Source organism: Rubinisphaera italica (genome assembly GCF_007859715.1).
Lineage (GTDB): Bacteria > Planctomycetota > Planctomycetia > Planctomycetales > Planctomycetaceae > Rubinisphaera > Rubinisphaera italica.
This window is the reverse complement of record NZ_SJPG01000001.1, coordinates 5,230,386-5,248,209: the sequence shown is the minus strand read 5'-3', so window position 1 is coordinate 5,248,209 and position 17,824 is coordinate 5,230,386. Positions and strand designations below refer to the sequence as shown.

General features: G+C 49.4%; 15 protein-coding genes. 10 read left to right on the top strand and 5 right to left on the bottom strand.

The features are described 5' to 3' along the window. Window positions 1-87: 87 nt before the first annotated feature. Complete coding sequence (gene infA, locus Pan54_RS19985) at window positions 88-306, bottom strand: translation initiation factor IF-1 (RefSeq protein ID WP_146505163.1); 219 nt, start codon at window positions 304-306, stop codon at window positions 88-90. Between the two features lie 392 nt (window positions 307-698). On the opposite strand from infA, the gene Pan54_RS19980 reads away from it, so the two are divergent. The 7 genes from Pan54_RS19980 (at window position 699) to Pan54_RS19955 (ending at window position 7,721) form a co-directional block, all read left to right on the top strand. After that, window positions 699-1,478: a phytanoyl-CoA dioxygenase family protein gene (locus Pan54_RS19980; RefSeq protein ID WP_146505162.1), complete on the top strand. Its 780-nt coding sequence runs from the start codon at window positions 699-701 to the stop codon at window positions 1,476-1,478. A 184-nt stretch (window positions 1,479-1,662) separates the two neighbouring features. After that, window positions 1,663-2,958 carry a diphosphate--fructose-6-phosphate 1-phosphotransferase gene (locus Pan54_RS19975; RefSeq protein ID WP_146505161.1) on the top strand — a complete coding sequence of 432 codons (1,296 nt, stop codon included), beginning with the start codon at window positions 1,663-1,665 and terminating at the stop codon, window positions 2,956-2,958. A 67-nt stretch (window positions 2,959-3,025) separates the two neighbouring features. Beyond that, on the top strand, window positions 3,026-3,895 hold the full coding sequence (locus Pan54_RS19970) for an HAD family hydrolase (protein WP_146505160.1): 870 nt from the start codon (window positions 3,026-3,028) through the stop codon (window positions 3,893-3,895). A gap of 43 nt (window positions 3,896-3,938) precedes the next feature. Next, window positions 3,939-4,538: an SGNH/GDSL hydrolase family protein gene (locus Pan54_RS26145; RefSeq protein ID WP_207310189.1), complete on the top strand. Its 600-nt coding sequence runs from the start codon at window positions 3,939-3,941 to the stop codon at window positions 4,536-4,538. Next, window positions 4,472-4,957 carry a hypothetical protein gene (locus tag Pan54_RS26140; protein ID WP_207310188.1) on the top strand — a complete coding sequence of 162 codons (486 nt, stop codon included), beginning with the start codon at window positions 4,472-4,474 and terminating at the stop codon, window positions 4,955-4,957. Before Pan54_RS26145 ends, Pan54_RS26140 begins: the two co-directional genes overlap by 67 nt. 50 nt (window positions 4,958-5,007) lie before the next feature. Continuing rightward, window positions 5,008-6,474 (top strand): decarboxylating NADP(+)-dependent phosphogluconate dehydrogenase, encoded by a 1,467-nt coding sequence (gene gnd / locus Pan54_RS19960; protein WP_146505159.1) that lies wholly within the window; start codon window positions 5,008-5,010, stop codon window positions 6,472-6,474. A 158-nt stretch (window positions 6,475-6,632) separates the two neighbouring features. After that, window positions 6,633-7,721, top strand: coding sequence for a putative zinc-binding metallopeptidase (locus tag Pan54_RS19955; protein WP_207310187.1), 1,089 nt, complete (start codon window positions 6,633-6,635; stop codon window positions 7,719-7,721). 179 nt (window positions 7,722-7,900) lie between these two features. Here Pan54_RS19955 and Pan54_RS19950 read toward each other — a convergent pair whose 3' ends face one another. Continuing rightward, window positions 7,901-8,791, bottom strand: coding sequence for a DMT family transporter (locus tag Pan54_RS19950; RefSeq protein ID WP_207310186.1), 891 nt, complete (start codon window positions 8,789-8,791; stop codon window positions 7,901-7,903). A gap of 137 nt (window positions 8,792-8,928) precedes the next feature. Further along, window positions 8,929-9,189 carry a hypothetical protein gene (locus tag Pan54_RS19945; RefSeq protein ID WP_146505158.1) on the bottom strand — a complete coding sequence of 87 codons (261 nt, stop codon included), beginning with the start codon at window positions 9,187-9,189 and terminating at the stop codon, window positions 8,929-8,931. A gap of 452 nt (window positions 9,190-9,641) precedes the next feature. Between Pan54_RS19945 and Pan54_RS19940 the strand changes: the two genes are divergently transcribed. From Pan54_RS19940 to Pan54_RS19930, 3 genes are all read left to right on the top strand, one after another. Next, on the top strand, window positions 9,642-11,873 hold the full coding sequence (locus tag Pan54_RS19940) for a hypothetical protein (RefSeq protein WP_146505157.1): 2,232 nt from the start codon (window positions 9,642-9,644) through the stop codon (window positions 11,871-11,873). 149 nt (window positions 11,874-12,022) lie between these two features. Continuing rightward, window positions 12,023-12,754 (top strand): Bax inhibitor-1/YccA family protein, encoded by a 732-nt coding sequence (locus Pan54_RS19935; protein ID WP_146505156.1) that lies wholly within the window; start codon window positions 12,023-12,025, stop codon window positions 12,752-12,754. Between the two features lie 286 nt (window positions 12,755-13,040). Continuing rightward, the gene (locus Pan54_RS19930; RefSeq protein WP_146505155.1) at window positions 13,041-14,870 is read left to right on the top strand and encodes a phospho-sugar mutase; all 1,830 of its coding nucleotides are present in this window, start codon (window positions 13,041-13,043) and stop codon (window positions 14,868-14,870) included. 172 nt (window positions 14,871-15,042) lie between these two features. Here the strand turns inward: Pan54_RS19930 and Pan54_RS19925 are convergent, their stop codons facing one another. Both Pan54_RS19925 and Pan54_RS19920 read right to left on the bottom strand, forming a co-directional pair. Beyond that, window positions 15,043-16,425, bottom strand: a complete 1,383-nt coding sequence (locus Pan54_RS19925) for a sigma-54-dependent transcriptional regulator (RefSeq protein ID WP_146505154.1) — start codon at window positions 16,423-16,425, stop codon at window positions 15,043-15,045. Then, on the bottom strand, window positions 16,422-17,810 hold the full coding sequence (locus tag Pan54_RS19920) for a sensor histidine kinase (protein ID WP_146505153.1): 1,389 nt from the start codon (window positions 17,808-17,810) through the stop codon (window positions 16,422-16,424). The genes Pan54_RS19925 and Pan54_RS19920 overlap by 4 nt, the downstream gene beginning before the upstream one ends. Window positions 17,811-17,824: the final 14 nt, after the last annotated feature.

Below are 17,824 nucleotides of genomic sequence, written 5' to 3'. Positions count from 1 at the left end.
CTGAGTCTAATTGACTGACAGTAGAACGTCAGTCAAAAGCATTTTCATATTAATTGTTCGCAGCAGGCAGTAAACCTGTTCTACATTTTAACGCTCACGGAACGTGATACGGCCTCGATTCAAATCGTACGGGGAGACTTCGACAACAACTTTGTCGCCGGGGACGATTCGAATAAAGTGCTTCCGCATCTTGCCGGCGACGTGTGCCATGACAAGATGTCCATTTTCCAGTTCAACGCGAAACTGCGTATTCGCCAATGCTTCGACAACTGTTCCTTCGACCTCAATGGCCTCTTCTTTGGCCATAAAATGCCAATCCTTTCCGGTAACTGATAGAATCTCTTCCGAGTTGAGAGAATTTTCTCTCTGATACAAATCGTGTGGGAAATCACCCGTGGGGTTCGTCAACGAATAAAGCCATTCGGACGAAGCGGTGACTGATCAGACAAGTTTAAGAAGTCGGCCTGAAATTTTCTTCAGAACCTGAAAATTGCTCGAACCTGACGCTGTCATGTCACTCTACTTATGAATACTGTAACAAAAAACGGCAATCAGCCAAGTGGAATTCAGTTCCCCTTTTGATGAAATCAGTAATAATACCTGTTCACGCGGGGATTTCGCTGGCTGGATGTGTTTACATTCGATCAGATCCTGTATTGGATTTCCACTATATTTGATAAGAAGAAGGATCTTTTGATTTGAGCACTTCAACTCAGACGACAACAGAATCACTCGCCACTCGGTTTGAGCGAGAAGGGTTTCTGGTTCTGAATAATTTTGTGCCCGCCTCTTTTGTCGACCGCATGCGTGAAGTGACTCGCAGGGACGTCGAGACATTGCGGGAACCGATCGAGTTTGAAGCGGATGTGAACTATCCCGGCTCTCCCGATTCTCTCGAAGCCCCCGGCGGTCAAACCGTCCGCAGGCTTCGTCAGGCTCTCTCGCGGGATCCCGTGTTTCAGGATTGGGTTTGTTATCCTCCCTTTGTAGAGCTGCTCATTCAGTTGGTCGGCTCGCCAGTCACCTGTCCGCTGGCTCATCACAACTGTGTGATGACAAAACAACCTCAGTTCAGCAGCGATACCGGCTGGCATCGAGACACCCGGTTCTGGAATTTTCAGAATGGAGAACTCGTGAATGCCTGGCTCGCACTGGGGCAGGAACGCCTGGAAAACGGCTGTCTGAAAGTGATTCCGGGTTCGCATCGGATGACAATCGGAGCGGATCGCCTGAACGATAAACGCTTCCTGGCAGCCGATCATCCTGAAAATCAGCCGCTGTTTGAAACCGTTCAGACCGTCGAACTCGAAAGGGGAGACCTGCTGCTGTTTCATGCACTCATGTTCCATGCCGCGACGCGAAATTACTCGGCAGAAACGAAGTGTTCCGTGGTTTTCACCTTCCATGGCCCTGAAAACAGTCCAGTCCCCGGCTCGAAATCGGCCAGCTTTCCAGAGTTGATATTGCCGACACCCTGAGCTCATCAAATAATTTTCATAATTTGACCGAACTGACCTTGAAATTGTGCCTTTTCGCGTGTACTTTCGAGGAAAATCTGCAAATACAACTGGTCTTACCAGTTGCCGCTTGAGTTGACTTGCTTGCGTCTTCTGTATTTTCGTTATCTGAACCTCTATCCCATCCTTGAGAGACAAATCTCCCATGGCAAAAAACATGATTGTCGCCCAGTCGGGCGGACCCTCTCCGGTTATCAACAATACTTTGCGCGGAATTGTTGAGACGGCTCGCGAACTTTCGGAAATCGGCACTGTTTACGGTGGCTGGCACGGCATTGAAGGCGTGCTCAAAGAAGAACTGATTAACCTGACCGATCAGTGTCCCGAAGAAATCGCTCTGCTCCGCACAACTCCCGCTGCCGGCTCGATCGGAACTTGTCGTTATAAGCTCAAAGATCATCAGAACGAAGATTTCGACCGGATCATGGAAATCTTCAAAGCTCACGACATCGGCTATTTCGTCTACATTGGCGGAAACGATTCGATGGATACCGCCAACAAAGTCGCCAATGTCGCTCGCGAACGTGGGCTCGATGTGGTCGGCATCGGCGGACCGAAAACGATTGATAACGATGTCGGGGACAGCGAATTCAAATTGATCGACCACACACCAGGCTACGGCAGTACTGCCCGTTACTGGAGTAACTACATCCAGATGTCGAATGAAGAAAACAACGGCAGCTGCCCGGCTGATCCTGTTCTCGTGATGCAGGCGATGGGCCGAAAAATCGGCTACATCCCGGCTGCCGCTCGATTAGCCGATCCAAATCGGGAAATGCCGCTGCAGATTTATCTGGCTGAGCGAAAAGTCAACATCGAAGAAGTTCGCGAGAACATTAATAAGACACTCAAAGAACACGGCCGGGCGATGGTCGTGGTCAGTGAAGGTCTGGAAATTGATGGGCTGGAAATTCCCGAGGAATTCGTCGTTCGCGATTCCTTCGGCCACGCGATGCTTTCATCGAGTAAGATCACTGTCGGTCAAATGCTGGTTAATGCCCTGAACGAAAAGCCGCTGGCCGTTAAAGGCAAAGCCCGTTGCAATGTTTCCGGTACTCATCAGCGAAACGATATCGTGCACGCTTCCAATGTCGATCTGGCTGAGTCGTATTACGTCGGTCAGAAAGCGGCTTTGCTAGCTGCCAATGGCGAGCATGGTTACATGGCTTCCATCCTGCGTGCGGATCGTGAAAATTACACAATTGAATACGGCAAAGCTCCGCTACCGGAAGTGGCTAACAGCGAACGTCACTTCCCTCAGGAATGGATCACGCCTTGTGGAACCGATGTGACGGACGATTTTATTAAATACGCCCGACCACTCATCGGCGATAACTGGGTGAGCGTTCCGGTGATTGATGGTCGCATTCGACTGGCCCGCATGAAGCCGATTTTTGCGGATCAGAAACTGGATAAATACGTCCCTCAGGCGGATCGTTAATCAACAATTACAGGATCGCAAAAACGGTCCTGCCTTTTTTATTCAAACACTTGTGGAACTCTAATCAATGACCGTTACGTTTTCTAAAACTAAAGACTACCTCGTCGGTGTCGACTCTGATGGCTGTGCGTTCGATTCCATGGAGATTAAGCACAAGGAGTGCTTTATCCCAAACTTCATCAAATATTTCGGCCTGCAACCTGTGTCCCGCTTTGCCCGAGAGACAGCTGAGTTCACGAACCTGTATTCAACTTCTCGTGGTGCGAATCGCTTCGTCTCTTATCTGATGGCGATCGATATGCTCAAGGATCGTCCTGAAGTTGAGGCTCGAAATGTCGAACTGCCTCAACTGCATGGACTTCGCGACTGGATGAGTCGGGAGTCGAAACTGGGCACAAAGACGATCAAGCCGGAATCGGAAAAGACAGGTGATGCTGATCTCAAACTCTGCTACGAATGGTCGGCTAAAGTCGATGAAACCGTAGCCGATATGGTCACGGGCGTTCCACCATTTCCTGGTGTGAAGTCAGCTCTGGAAAAGATGAAAGAAAAAGCCGACGTCATCGTATGCTCAGCTACTCCAACGGGAGCGTTGGAAACCGAGTGGGCTGAGCACGATATTTCACAATATGTCGCGGAAATTTGTGGTCAGGAAGCCGGGAATAAAACCGAAATCCTCACCGCCTCCAAAGCCCTCGGCTACGAACCTGATAAGATGTTGATGATTGGCGATGCCCCCGGCGACATGAAAGCGGCTCTGGCCGTCGGTGCCTGCTTCTATCCGATTAACCCCGGACACGAAGAAGCCAGCTGGGAACGCTTCAACAACGAAGCCCTCGACAAATTCTTCGCCGGAGAATTCCGCGGAGCTTACATGGACAAAGTAATTGCGGAATTTGAAACCTATCTCCCCGAGCAACCGCCCTGGAAGAAGTAATCAATTGCTCTTAAGCATTTATATCGTTTGACCAGAGCAAGTCGTGATCGACAAAACTACAGAAGACAATCAAGGCAATCTCCCTAAACCAGTCAAAAGTTCTTTTCGAAAACGACTTCTGATTTTACTGGTTTTTGGAGGAATCCTCGTCGGTTGCGTTGGGTTCTATGTCTTTTTCTGGCTCACACATCCCATTGGTTCCGGCCCGGCTGGTCCTGATGTGAATCGGGAAGCGTTTGAGGAAGTCTGGTCCGAACAGGACGTCGTTCTATTGGGATTTGGGGATAGTATCACAGCTGGTTATGGAGCCTCGCCAGGGAAGTCGTTTTTTAAGTTACTGGTCAACAACCCAGAACATGATTTCGAGGATGTTCAAGGTCTTACATTGAGTGAGGTTTTGCCAAATCTCGAAGTAAACAATTTGGCTTTGTCAGGCTCAACATCTATTGAGCAGGTCGATGTCTTGTTGCCTAAAATTGAAGAATATCCAGAGGATGTTTTTGGAGTTATTGTCGCCACGATTGGCGGAAATGATGTGATCCACATGTATGGCAGGACGCCACCCCGTGAAGGGCGATGTACGGCGCGACTCTCGCAGAGGCGCAGCCGTGGATTGGTAATTATGAAGAACGTCTGGATTTAATCCTCGATGAAATCGGCAACCGGTTTCCTGGAGGTTATCATATTTTTCTGTTGAACATATACGATCCCACGGATGGAATTGGCGATGTCCGAAACGCAGGGCTCCCGGCCTGGTCGGATGGCCTTCAGGTTTTAGGAGCCTACAACACAATTATTGAAGAAGCCTGTGAACAGCGTGACGATACGACCCTGGTTGATATTCACAGCGAATTCATGGGTCACGGAATTCATTCCACTCAGTTCTGGAGATCGTTCTACCACGCAGACGATCCCGGCTACTGGTATTACGATAATCTCGAAGACCCGAACGATCGGGGCTACGATGCGATCCGAAGACTGACGCTCAACAAAATGGCCGAAATTCTTCCTCAAAAACTCAAAATTAATGCTGGACAAGCACCCGCAGTTCTGGCTCCATAACAACATTCAACCCTCAACAATAAACATTCAACCAAACTACAGGACCACCCATGAAACACGACATTGGATTAATCGGTCTGGCTGTGATGGGCCAGAATCTCGTTTTGAATATGGCGAATAACGGATTTTCCGTCGCTGTTTACAACCGAACCACCAGCGTGACGGATGAATTCGTCAACGATCTGCCCGATCGTCCAGAAGATGTTGTGCATTCCGGTACAGCCGACCGAATTGATGGATATCACACTGTTGAAGAGTTCGTTCAGAATTTGAAAACACCGCGTCGTGTGATGATCATGGTCAAAGCGGGTGGCCCGGTTGATGCTGTGATTGAGCAGTTGAAGCCTCTGCTTGATAAGGGGGACATCATCATTGATGGTGGGAACTCGGAATATGCCGATACGAATCGTCGGACCGAAGACTTGAGGGAATCCGGTTTCCGCTTCATCGGCACAGGCGTTTCCGGTGGAGAAGAAGGGGCTCTCAAAGGGCCGAGTATTATGCCCGGCGGCGATAAAGAAGGCTGGCCGTTTGTTAAAGATATCTTCCAGAAGATCTCTGCCAAAGTCGGACCAAACAACGACATTCCCTGTTGTGAATGGGTCGGCGAAGCGGGAGCCGGTCACTATGTGAAAATGGTGCATAACGGAATTGAATACGGCGACATGCAGCTGATCTGCGAAGCCTATTACATCCTCAAGCACACTCTCGGGTTGAGCAATGAAGAGCTGTATCAGGTCTTCAAAGAATGGAACGAAGGTAAGCTCGAAAGTTATCTGATCGAAATCACTCGCGATATTTTCACCGTGAAAGATCCCGAGACCGGCAACTATCTCGTCGACGATATTCTCGATACCGCCAAGCAGAAGGGAACTGGCAAATGGATGAGTCAGCACGCTCTCGATCTCGGTGTGCCAACGACGCTTATCACCGAAGCCGTTTACGCTCGCTGCCTCTCCGGTCAGAAAGATGCCCGTGTCCGCGCTTCCAAAGTTCTGGAAGGCCCGGAAGTCAAATTTGATGGCGACAAAAAACAGTTCATCGACGATGTTCGCGAAGCGTTGTACGCCTCGAAGCTCGTCAGCTATGCACAGGGTTATGTGCAGCTGGACGCAGCTGCCAAAGAGTTCGGCTGGAAGCTCAACAATGGCGACATCGCTTTGCTCTGGCGTGGTGGTTGTATCATTCGCTCCCGCTTCCTGCAGGATATCAAAGCTGCTTTCGATAAGAATCCCGATCTCGAAAACCTGCTACTGGACGACTTCTTCAAGAAGGCGATTGACGAAGCTCAACCGTCCTGGCGTCGCGTGGTTGCCTCAGCAGTCAACAACGGCTTGCCCGTACCGGGCTTCGGTGCCGCTTTGACTTACTACGATGGCTACCGCCAGGACCGCCTGCCGGCTAACCTGCTGCAAGCCCAACGCGATTACTTTGGTGCTCATACTTATGAACGTGTCGACAAGGAACGCGGCGAAACATTCCATACCGATTGGATCCGCGAACGCAATTTGACTTAATCGACAAAACGGAAGAGGACATTACGAAGCCGGGCGATTGAAATCGTTCGGCTTCTTTTTATCAATGGCAATCATTGAGATGAAAAAAGTATGGGCCCCGATTAACGAGGGCACACGATTTGCAATATGTTCACTGTCCCTTTCATTTTGGAGCAGGTATGAAAATCAGTGAATGTCAATGTGGTAATCGGATCTTCTTTAATAACATCCAGTGTCTGGCATGTGAGAGGACGATTGGTCTTTGCGATTGTTGCCATTCTTTGACGAGCTTTACGAAGTCATCAGACAATACCTATCAGTGCGATCAAAAAAACTGCGGTAAAGAAGTTGTTTTTTGCTCAAATCGGACTGCAGCAATCTGCAATTCGATGATCTTGCCAGAATCCACCCAACTCTGTCACTGGTGCGAGTTTACGAGCGTTCATCCCGATACGAGCCAGCTTGAAAATATTCAGCGATGGGCAGAATTGGAGCGAGCCAAACGGCAACTACTTTTCCAGTTGGAATGGCTGGATTTCCCGCCTTATCTGGGAGAAACAGGCGCAGAGTTTCCGCTCGAATTTCAGTTTCTGGCTCCTCAAACTGATGATACCGGCAAGCAAATTCCAGTGTACACAGGGCATGCCAATGGTGTGATCACAATCAATCTGATGGAAGCAGATCGTGTATTTCGGGAACGGACCCGGCTAGAACTCAATGAACCACAGCGAACGCTCATCGGCCACATGCGGCACGAAATCGGTCATTACATTGATATTTTTTATATTCAGAAAGTGGCCGCTGAAAAATATGCGGAAGTTTTTGGAGACCCCAATGCCGTCTCCTATGGAGATGCCAAAGACCTCTACTATAAACAGGGCGCTCCTGATAACTGGGCGGAGAATTATGTCTCTGCCTATGCCACAATGCATCCGATGGAAGATATGGCTGAGACGATGAATGTTTATCTGGATTTGATATCGATTGCCCGGACAGCCAATGTGTTTCATTATTCCAAGATCGATATCTCTCCACGAGCGAATATCGACAAGTTTGTGCAGGACACCCTCAAGGTCGCAGTCGTCGTGAGTGAGTTCAATTCCGACCTGGGTCTGATGCCTCTGCTGCCCGAGCAACTTCCTCAGTCAGTCGTTGATAAAATTGGCTTTATCCACAGCCTGAGAGGAAGCAACTCCAACGGAGATTCGCCACCGACGCGTCCTAGGTTTTTCTTTCATCGCAAAAAGGCCGAGCCTCAGGTGCAGTAGAGGAATCAGAAATTGAACCGCAGATGGACACGGATAAACGCAGGTATTTTGCATCTGCGTTTATCTGCGGTTCTACATTTTTTGGTGAAGAGAGATGAGTGACGTTTGGGGTAAACCCAAACGGGGATCGGAAGCCGTCCCCTCCTTACGCTTCGGGTTAAGATTGTTGATGCAATTCATTAACCGCGAAGTAAAGCCAGAATGACAGCTGCGGTCAGTAATACGGCACCCGATAATCTGAGAAGCATCATTCGGACGGGAACCTTTGCTTCCGCTCCCCCCCATTTCAATGCAGTCGCCCAGGCAAACAGAACGCCCCATAATCCGCGAGTGGCATACACAATGTTGACCCGGGTCGCATCTCCAAATAGAGAGAGCGTGCTGACGATAAAAATCGCCTGAAAAGCAATCAAAACAGATCCAGCAATTAAGGGGAATCTCAGGGAGCGATCTTTCACCTTGTGAAGTTGAAATCCTTTCAGAAGCACGACTGAAAAGACAGCCACCATCCAGTAGACAATGGGCAGAAAACGACCAGCTCCCCAGGCGGGAGCCCATTTCTGCACGAGCACATCAAACGTCGCAAACGACATGGCCGCTGAAAGTGCAAAGCCGATTGCCAGAAACAACTTCTTCCGATTGCCACTCGGTCCGGTCCATTGAATCAGTACGATTCCAGCGACAGCCAGAATCGCAGCTAACCACATAATCGCAGTGAGTTGTTTGGCCGTCGTCAATGTGACGAGTATCGCCACGAACAAAACTTTGACACCAAACACCGGCGTCGCCACAGAGACATCCCCCCGTTCGATCGCCAGGAACGTAAAGCTCAAGCCCATCACATACAGAGCCGCGATGATTGCGGGTTGCCACAACATGAACCATGGCTGCCCCGGTCCGCCAACAAACCAGTAAGCGGTAAAGAAGACCGCCGCACATTGATTTGACAAAAACGCCACCGTCCAGGGTGTCACTCCTGCAATGGTGAGCCGTTTGACAAAAATCAAACCTCCAACAAACAGAAGACTCGCAATCAGGGGCAGCAGAAGATGGAAAGGATAATCAGTCACAAATATATATCTGGTCGGCAGGTGCACAGGACAGGAGGGATATTATCGTTCGAGTTTAACAACTTAAGGGAGAGCACGTCTTGTTCTGATGACAACAATCTGAAGTGATCGAGACATCTTTATGATTCCAGTTATGGTTATTCATTTGGCCAGAGACCAATCTGGAAAATCATTTTTCCCTCCTCTTTCATTTGATCACTTGCTGTTGATTGATACCGCAACGGAGAGATCACCGTGCCATAATTACTTGCAGAAACGAGAACTGAATATCGAGAAGTGGAAGCGGAAGACTTGGGATTCTTATGAGAGGCACTTGTATTGAATTTCATATTAATAACAGCAATTCCCTCGACATTTGTGGTTTGAGGAAATTCATTTTGTTCAATGACACGAATCATTCCCGAGAAGTTCTCTCTATAGTCGAGGGGTCGAATCTCATTGAACCTCAGAGGTGTTCGAAGAATATCTACACCAGCCGCCTGGATGGGAGTACCATCTTTCGCACTGAACACGAGAACATGTACTGAACAATTAATCGTTCCGCTGGAGCCCCATTTTGGAGAAGGTATTAGCAGGATCACGCAAATTAAGAGGAGTACGCCAATGATACTCCATTCCACAAATGACAACTTCCGAATCATTGATTTCATTCTATTGATCCATTTTTTGTCCTGTGTGAAGTTGCGGTCTGGGGAGGCTCTTTTTGGGGACAATCTGAATTCATTTCAGAAATGACTCAGATATATCAAAAAACTTGAACGGAATCGTCGATGGACTGCCACTAATACAGTAGCAGGGCTTTCTTTTGCTGTGAAATCATACACCACTGGTCTCCTCCGGGAATCATACGATGAAACTGACTTTACGATATTTACTCGCTTATCTGGACGACATTCTCAAACCTCAGGATGCGGCTGCGGTTGGGCGGCTTGTGAAGTCGAGTCCGAACGCGACAACTCTAGTTGAGCGAATCCGGGCGTTAATCCGTATGCGCCGATTAACGGTTCCTGCACCTGCGGAGAAGAAAAAGGGACTCAATGCGAACGATGTCGCCGAGTATCTCGATAATCTGACCCCGGCCGATGAAGTCGCCGCCTACGAGGAAAGTCTACTGAAATCCGATGAAAAACTGGCCGAAGTGGCTGGCACCCATCAGATTCTCTCGCTCGTTTTAGGGGGCCGGCCAAAAATTCCGGCGTCTACGAAATCACAATTGCAGCAAATCGCCATGTCCTTTCTACCTGAGGATGCGGAATTTCCTGACGACGCGAGCCAGTCGACGGGATCATCGGTCGAAATTCCTGCCATGGTCGCTCCTTCAATCGAGCCTGCCAGCCAGGAGATCGCCATCCCGTTTGAAATTCCTAAACGAAACGATGGGTTCAAGCAGTTTATTGTCATCCTTGGAGTTGTTTTACTACTGGGAGCCTGGGCTTACAGCATTCTGACAGATCCCTCATTCCGGGATGTGGGCAAGGGGTATGTCGAGCGGAGCAGCGATAGTGAAGCGACTGTAAACGCTGATCTGGCAAACGGTGATCCGGTTGCCAATGTTGAAGAAGTTGGAACCTCTGAATTAGTGACCAGTAATTCAGGCGAAAACTCTGTGAAAGTCCCCTCACCACAGAAAATGAATCAACAACCCCATATCGCTGTGACGACTCCGACAAGTCCAGCCGCACCTGCGAGCACAGGCTCGCCAAATATGCCGCCTCCGGAGAGTACTGGCAGCGAACTGGTCGCCAATAGCATTCCTGGCCAACCAATGGTCCCCGCAGAAAATGCAGCGGGTAACGAAACCGGCAATGAAGCGATCGCTCCTGTTGTCGTACAGCCGAATCCAATCGAGTTTGCTCCCACGATGCTGTATGTCACGGAGAATCAACCGCTCATTTATGTTCCAGGCGACTCTCAGACCGGAAGTTCCGTCGTTGCCAAAACCGGCACCGAAATCAAACTCAACAGCTCGCTGTTTTCCCCGCAATATACTTTGGCATCCTTCACGATTAATAATGATCGCGTCCGTTTGCAGATGAGAGAAAACAGTGCCGCTCAATTGACAGGTTCTGATAACGAACAGACTCTTTCTCTCAGGTTGTTTCAAGGACACTATCTTCTGGAGGTTCTCCCGGAGGTTGGCGATGATAATTTGAAGTCGCTGCAACTGGAAATCGGTAAAAACACTTGGACGATTGTCTTACCAGAGGACCCCACCACACTGGTTCTCGAAGTCATTCCACAACCGACCAACCAGTATGAACAGATTCCAACCAATGGTTTGTACGTGGCGAACCTTTGGTCAACTGGCGTTCCTGTCCGGCTGCAAATGGGAGCGAGCGAGCCTTCACCCCCAAAGAATTATTTTGCCTTGCTGCCTCTCAATCTGGCAACCACTCAGCTCCCCCCTGGTATCGAGCCCGATGCGGTTCCGGGTAATAACAATAAGCTTCTTCCGGCTGAAAACGATCAACCGGCAGCAATCGATGCTCCTCCACTTCCTGCCTGGAGTGATGGGGGACCGTTGACGATGACGCTTTCGCAAAAGCGGGATCAGCAGGAATTCCTAAAGTATTTGGGCGCTTCCAAAAATCTCTGGCTCGATATGCAGGGAGTTGCTGACGACCCGAACCCACGTATCGCGGAACTGGCAACTCGGGTTCTTGCACTGGGAAGTCAATACGATTCCCTGGTCACAATCCTGGCCCGATCACCCCATGAAGAGACACGCACAGAAGCGATTCGAGGCCTGCGTATCTGGCTGCCCCAGGATCCAAGCCACCCTGAACTTCTGAAGGAATCGCTTGCAAAAACCTTCAATCCTGAAACGGCTCAGACAGTCTATACTTTGCTGTGGGGCTACACTCTGGAAGATGGCCGCCGGCCCGATATTTCGCGTCGGCTGGTGGACGGATTGCGTCACGAGCATGTTGCGGTCCGGGAATTGTCGATTTACTGGATTGCTGAATTGACTGGACAAAAACTCGGTTATCGACCTCTGGCCGTGGCAACAACCCGCGAACAGGCCGTCACATCCTGGGAACGGCACCTGACACGAGTCGGAGCATTGGTAGCTCCGGAATAGTATTTTTGAGAGTCTGCAATTTTTTTCACGAAAATGCTTCCCGAGTTTGTTGTGGGGAAGGTACAATGCTCGAAATTTGTCGACCAATCCGAGCAGAGTGATACGACTCTCTCGATCCATTTCCACAAACCAATAATAAGGTTCTATTTATGAGTTACTCGAACGAATACGAATCGTTTGGTGGCAGTCCCTTTGCGATTGATGCCGCACGTGATGAACGAGCTGCGTTTATTCGTAAAACATATGCCCATCTTGCAGGAGCAATCGTCGTATTTGCAGGTCTGCTTTACATCTTCTGCAATACACCCGCCATCCGGGATCCACTCCTAAATTTGATGATGGGCGGACAATGGTTCATTGTACTGGCGGCCTTTATCGGCGTCAGCTGGCTGGCGGACTGGTGGGCTCACCGCAGCACTTCTTTGACTACGCAGTATGCGGGCCTGATGCTTTACACAGTTGCCGAGGCAGTCATCTTCGTCCCTCTGGTTTATTATGCATGGTTTATGCTTGGTAAGCCGGAAATGATAGCCCAGGCAGGCTTCCTGACATTGGTAACATTCGGTGGTTTGACCGCCTTTGTATTCATCAGTGGAGCCGATTTCTCATTCCTGCGTGGTTTCCTGATGCTGGCCGGTGTGCTCGCCATGGGCGCGATTGTGGTTTCCATCTTTTTCCCAATGGGAGATGGTTTTGGTCTGATCTTCACCATCGCCATGCTGGGATTGAGTGCCGGTTACATTCTGTATGATACTTCCAATGTGCTGCACCATTACCGCACGGATCAACATGTTGCCGCTTCGCTGGCTTTGTTTGCCTCCGTTGCCTTGATGTTCTGGTACATGATTCGTCTGCTCATGTATCTGCAGAGTAACGACTAATCAAGAATTTCTTTGATTCACCAAACGCTCCTGAATGAACAGATTCAGGAGCGTTTTTTATTTGTCCAACAGGATCTAACTCTGCATAGGTCGAATTCATCATGAATAATGACCGACATAACTCTAAGATTTTCATTGATCTGATTTTTATGAGTTCACCTGATCCGATCTAATTCAGTCGAAGTCCATCGGCTGGTTTGTTAAAATCAACAACTGAAAACATGACAGGTTCGCACTGTCGAAACATGCGGCTGCAGTAAACAAGTTAAGTAAAAAAGACAGACAGATGAATCCTCCAAGCGTCTCAAAGTGTAAAACAATCGTGAAGAATGCTGTGACGGCTAAGCTGTTGACTAGTGGTGCAGCGAAAAATATTAAACGCTGGTTGTCGGAGCCGCAATATGCCGAATATGTCGATCCAATCATAGAATTGATTGAGGCCGAACAGTTCGGCAAACTGGATGCACTGTTCTGGGAAGTGATCTCATTCGGCACGGGAGGGCGTCGCGGACCCATGGCCGATTTCGGATCCGCCACAATCAATCCCCGCACAATTGCTGAGTCTGCTCACGGTCTGGCGACGTATCTGAAACAGTCAGGAATCAATGGCAGTAATCATGCGGTTGTGACATGCGATTCCCGCAATCGTTCCATGGAATTTGCCCGCCTGACAGCCTGTGTGTTTGCCGCTCATGGTTTGAAAGTCTCCTTCTTTCCTGTTCCCCGCTCCACTCCCGAACTCTCCTTCGCCGTCAGATATCTCAAATGTGATATCGGGGTCATGATTTCCGCTTCACACAATCCACCTGCCGATAACGGTTTCAAAGCCTACTGGAACACCGGCGGTCAGGTTCTGCCTCCGCACGACAAAGGGATTGTCGATTGCGTTTACGATGCCGGTGAGATTCCCGTCGTTGACTTTGATGCGGGGATTCAGTCGGGAAGTATTGAAATCCTCGATGAAAAAATAGACGAGGCCTACCATGCCGCGGTCCTTGGAATGTCCCTGTCAGATTCACGAGACCTGAATGCAATCTACACTCCTTTGCATGGAGTTGGTGAAACGGCCTGCTTTCAAATCCTGAAAAAAGCCGGGTTTGAAGGTGTTCAGATTCTCGAATGTCAGCGTGAGCCGAACGGCAACTTTCCGAATGTCGATCAACACATGCCCAATCCGGAGCGGACTGAAGTCTTCAAGGAAGGTATTGAGAAAGCCAACGAAGTTAACGCTTCTGTGATTCTCGCTTCCGATCCCGATGCCGATCGGTTGGGAGTTTGTGTGCGCAATTCGGCTGGTCAGTTTGTGCATTTGACAGGCAATCAAATCGGCTCGCTGATTGTCGATTACATTTTGAGAAAACGCTCAGAAAACGGGACGTTATCTCCCGAACATTTCGTCGTTGAAACTCTGGTTACAACTCCGCTGATCGGAGCAATTTCTCATGCCCACAATGTCAAATGTATCGATGACCTGCTCGTCGGATTCAAATACATTGGCGAAGCGATGGATGCGGGAGGACCGGAGAAGTTTGTGTTTGGAGCTGAAGAGTCTCTCGGATTTCTCGCCGGAACTTACGCCCGCGATAAAGATGCCGGAATCGCATCACTTTACATTTGCGAAACTGCAGCAGAACTGCAACAGCAGGGAAAGAGCCTGCTCGATCGTCTCGATGAACTCTACAAAAAGCATGGTTATTTTCTTGAGGGACAGAAGTCTCAAGTCTGTACAGGCTCAAGTGGAAAAGCTCAGATCAACGCCCTGATGCACGCGTTCCGTGTTTCACCACCCACGGAACTGGGGGGCATTGCACTGAATTCCGTTCGCGATTTCGAGCGGCATCAAATCCGCAGCCTGCCCGAAAACCTGGAGATTTCCGATTTGCCAGCACCGAGTGGCAATCTGCTCTTCTTCGAAGCGGCTACGGAAACAAAGTCCGTTCGCATTGCCGTACGACCTTCAGGAACAGAACCGAAAATTAAATTCTATCTCTTCGTCAGTTCAAAGGTTGGCCAAAATATTCTGGACGACGTGAAAGTCGAGACCAAAGAAGTTTATCAATCCGTCCAGGCAGATTTGATGAAATGGATCGAAATTCAGCTCGCAACGAATTCATGATGAACACATCTGGAATCGAGGCCTTCTTATTCTCTCTCCCTCAAATAGAACGCGAGGGGCACAAACGGATTTGATGATCCTACTTCAAGTCACGATGGAGTTCGAACGTTATTAACGGCAAATGCCGCATATGCGAGGGCGCTTTGCAATTAGTAATGGACCCGATAAACAATCACTTCATATCTTGATCCTCTGACTGTTTCAGCTTTCGATAGATCGTCTTCCGGTCGAGACCCAATATGCGGGCGGCTTGGGTTTGGTTGCCGTCGACAGCTTCCAGAACGTGTGTAATGTAGCGGCGTTCGATTTCTTCCATTGAGACAAGTTCTTCGGGATCGAGGCCTCCAATGAAGACGGTGCCTCCTTTAAAGTTGCGGATCTTTTCTGGCAAATCTTCAACGGTAATTTTATCGTAACGCGTCAGGGCAACTGCTCTCTCCATGACATTGCGTAATTCCCGAACATTGCCCGGCCAGGAATAACTGAAGAGTTTCTCTGCAACTCCATCCGCCAATCCGGAAATTGGTTTTTTCTCGCTGGATGCAAATTGTTTCAGGAAGTACTCGGCTAAACGCAGAATATCTGCTCCGCGGGAACGAAGTGGGGGAAGTTCAATTTTAATGACGTTGACCCGATAATACAGATCTTCTCGGAAACGTCCTTCCGAAACCGCAGTCTCCAAATCGCGATTCGTGGCAGTGAGCACTCTGACATTGAAGGGGAATTCTTTATCACTTCCGACGGGTCGAATTTTGCGTTCTTCCAAGGCACGCAAAAGTTTTGCCTGCATCGAGAGAGGCAACTCGCCCATTTCATCCAGCAGCAATGTCCCGCCTTCGGCTTCAATAAACAGCCCTTTTCGTTCTCCCCGGGCGTCGGTAAAAGCGCCTTTGACGTGGCCGAACAATTCACTTTCCAGCAAATTCTCATTAATCGCGGCACAGTTAATCGCCACAAAGGGTTTGTCGGAGCGACGGCTTCCGGCATGGATGGAACGGGCCACCAGTTCTTTACCAGTCCCGCTTTCACCAGTGATCAGCACAGCCGCATCGGAAGAGGCGACCTGCGAAAGATGATCGTATAACTTCCGCATCACCGGGCTTTGCCCCAGAATATCACCAAACATAGCCGCACTGTTATGGTTGGATTCGAGGAGCCGAACCTGTTCTGTCAGTCGACGATGTTGGATGGCACGTTGCAAAGTGATCGCAAGCAGGTCCATCTCGATGGGCTTCGTAATGAAATCATACGCACCGGATCGCATTGCATTGACCGCAGTCTCCATCGATCCGAATGCCGTCATGACAACGACCGGAATATCCGGTCGGTTTTGTGTGAGTTGTTCACACAACTGCAGGCCCGTTGTGACCGGCATCCGAACATCGGTCAGGATGACTTCAAATTCGTATTCGTGAATCGCTTCCATCGCATCCTGAGCCGAAGTGTACCAACGGCTGGAAATGCCGCGAAGACGTAAGTCGGTCTCGATCAATTCACACATATTCCGTTCGTCGTCGACGATCATCACCTGGTAGGATTTCGTCTTCTGAGTCATGATTTGCTGACCTCTTGAATCACAGAATTCGAATCGGACGCTGGGAATGTGATCGTGAATGTTGTGCCGGTCTCGGGATTGGAAGAAACCTGGATCTCGCCAGAATGTTCTCGAACGATACCATAGGCAATCGACAATCCCAGTCCAGTCCCCTGCCCCACATCTTTGGTCGTGTAGAATGGTTCGAACACCTGATTGACATCGGCCAGTTCAATACCGACGCCCGAGTCAATCACTTGAATCTGGATTTCGTCCTGGGAGTTTTTCTGTAAATTGATTGTGATCATCCCACCGTTGGGCATCGCGGCGATAGCGTTGGTGATCAGATTGGACAGGACTTGCTGAATTTGAGCAACATCACCGTCGATGTATAGCGTTTCAGCAGGCAGATTAGTGGCAAGTTGGATGTTGGCTTTTTCAGTCAGGGTTTGCATCAAATCACAAGTTCGACGAATGACACCATTCAAGTCAATCGAGGAATAGGGGGCTGATTTCTGCCTGGAAAAATCGAGCAGTTGTCGAATGATCGTCGTCATCCGATTCGCTTCCGACTGAATCGTTTCCGCACTATGGACGATTTCCTCTGTAGTCAACTTTCCACTTTTGATCAGTCCTGCACGACCAGAGATAACGTTCAATGGCGTGCCGAGTTCGTGAGCAATTCCGGCAGACAGGGTGCCAATCGTACCGAGTCGGTTTGTATGCCGAATCGTGTTCAACTGCTGGTGGATGCGGCGACTCATCTCGCTGATCGCGATGGCCAGTCTTCCAAGTTCATCGTGACTCGTAACGACTGGAGTTTGATCGAGTTGGCCTTCACCGATTTGCTTAACCTGCACCACCAATCGATTCAGTGGCTTTCCAATCAGTTGGATGCCACCAAAGTAAATCACAACTCCCGAAAAGGCGGCTACCCCCAATAGCGACATGAGGGATCTGATGACCGACCCTCGGGTAAACGCATCCTGCTCTTCGAGTGGTTCTGAAACCTCAACTGTTCCCGAGTCGCTTTCCCCCAGGGGAATTGGAATGTACGAATAAGCCTTACGATTTCCATTGGCATCGGTAATGGAAATACTGGACGTTTCCCGGGATGTCGTCTGAGTCAGTTGAGAACTCGTATCCTTGCCATCAACCCAGCGGACCTCCGGACCATCCAGTTGACGAGTCGATACCTCCAGAGCACGTTTGACTGTAATCGTCCCTCCCTCTTCGTAAGCCTGCTTGATCGTAGGAGTAAGTGCATCAGCGATATCGGAAGCATGAGCAGTACGTCGCTCGACCTCCCAGTCATTTTGTCGCCTGAGCGTTTGCCAGGTAAAGACAGAGACAATCGCGAAAACGCCGAAGAGAAAGACCAGGATCAATTTGGCGGCAAGTTTCATTGTTCATACGATCA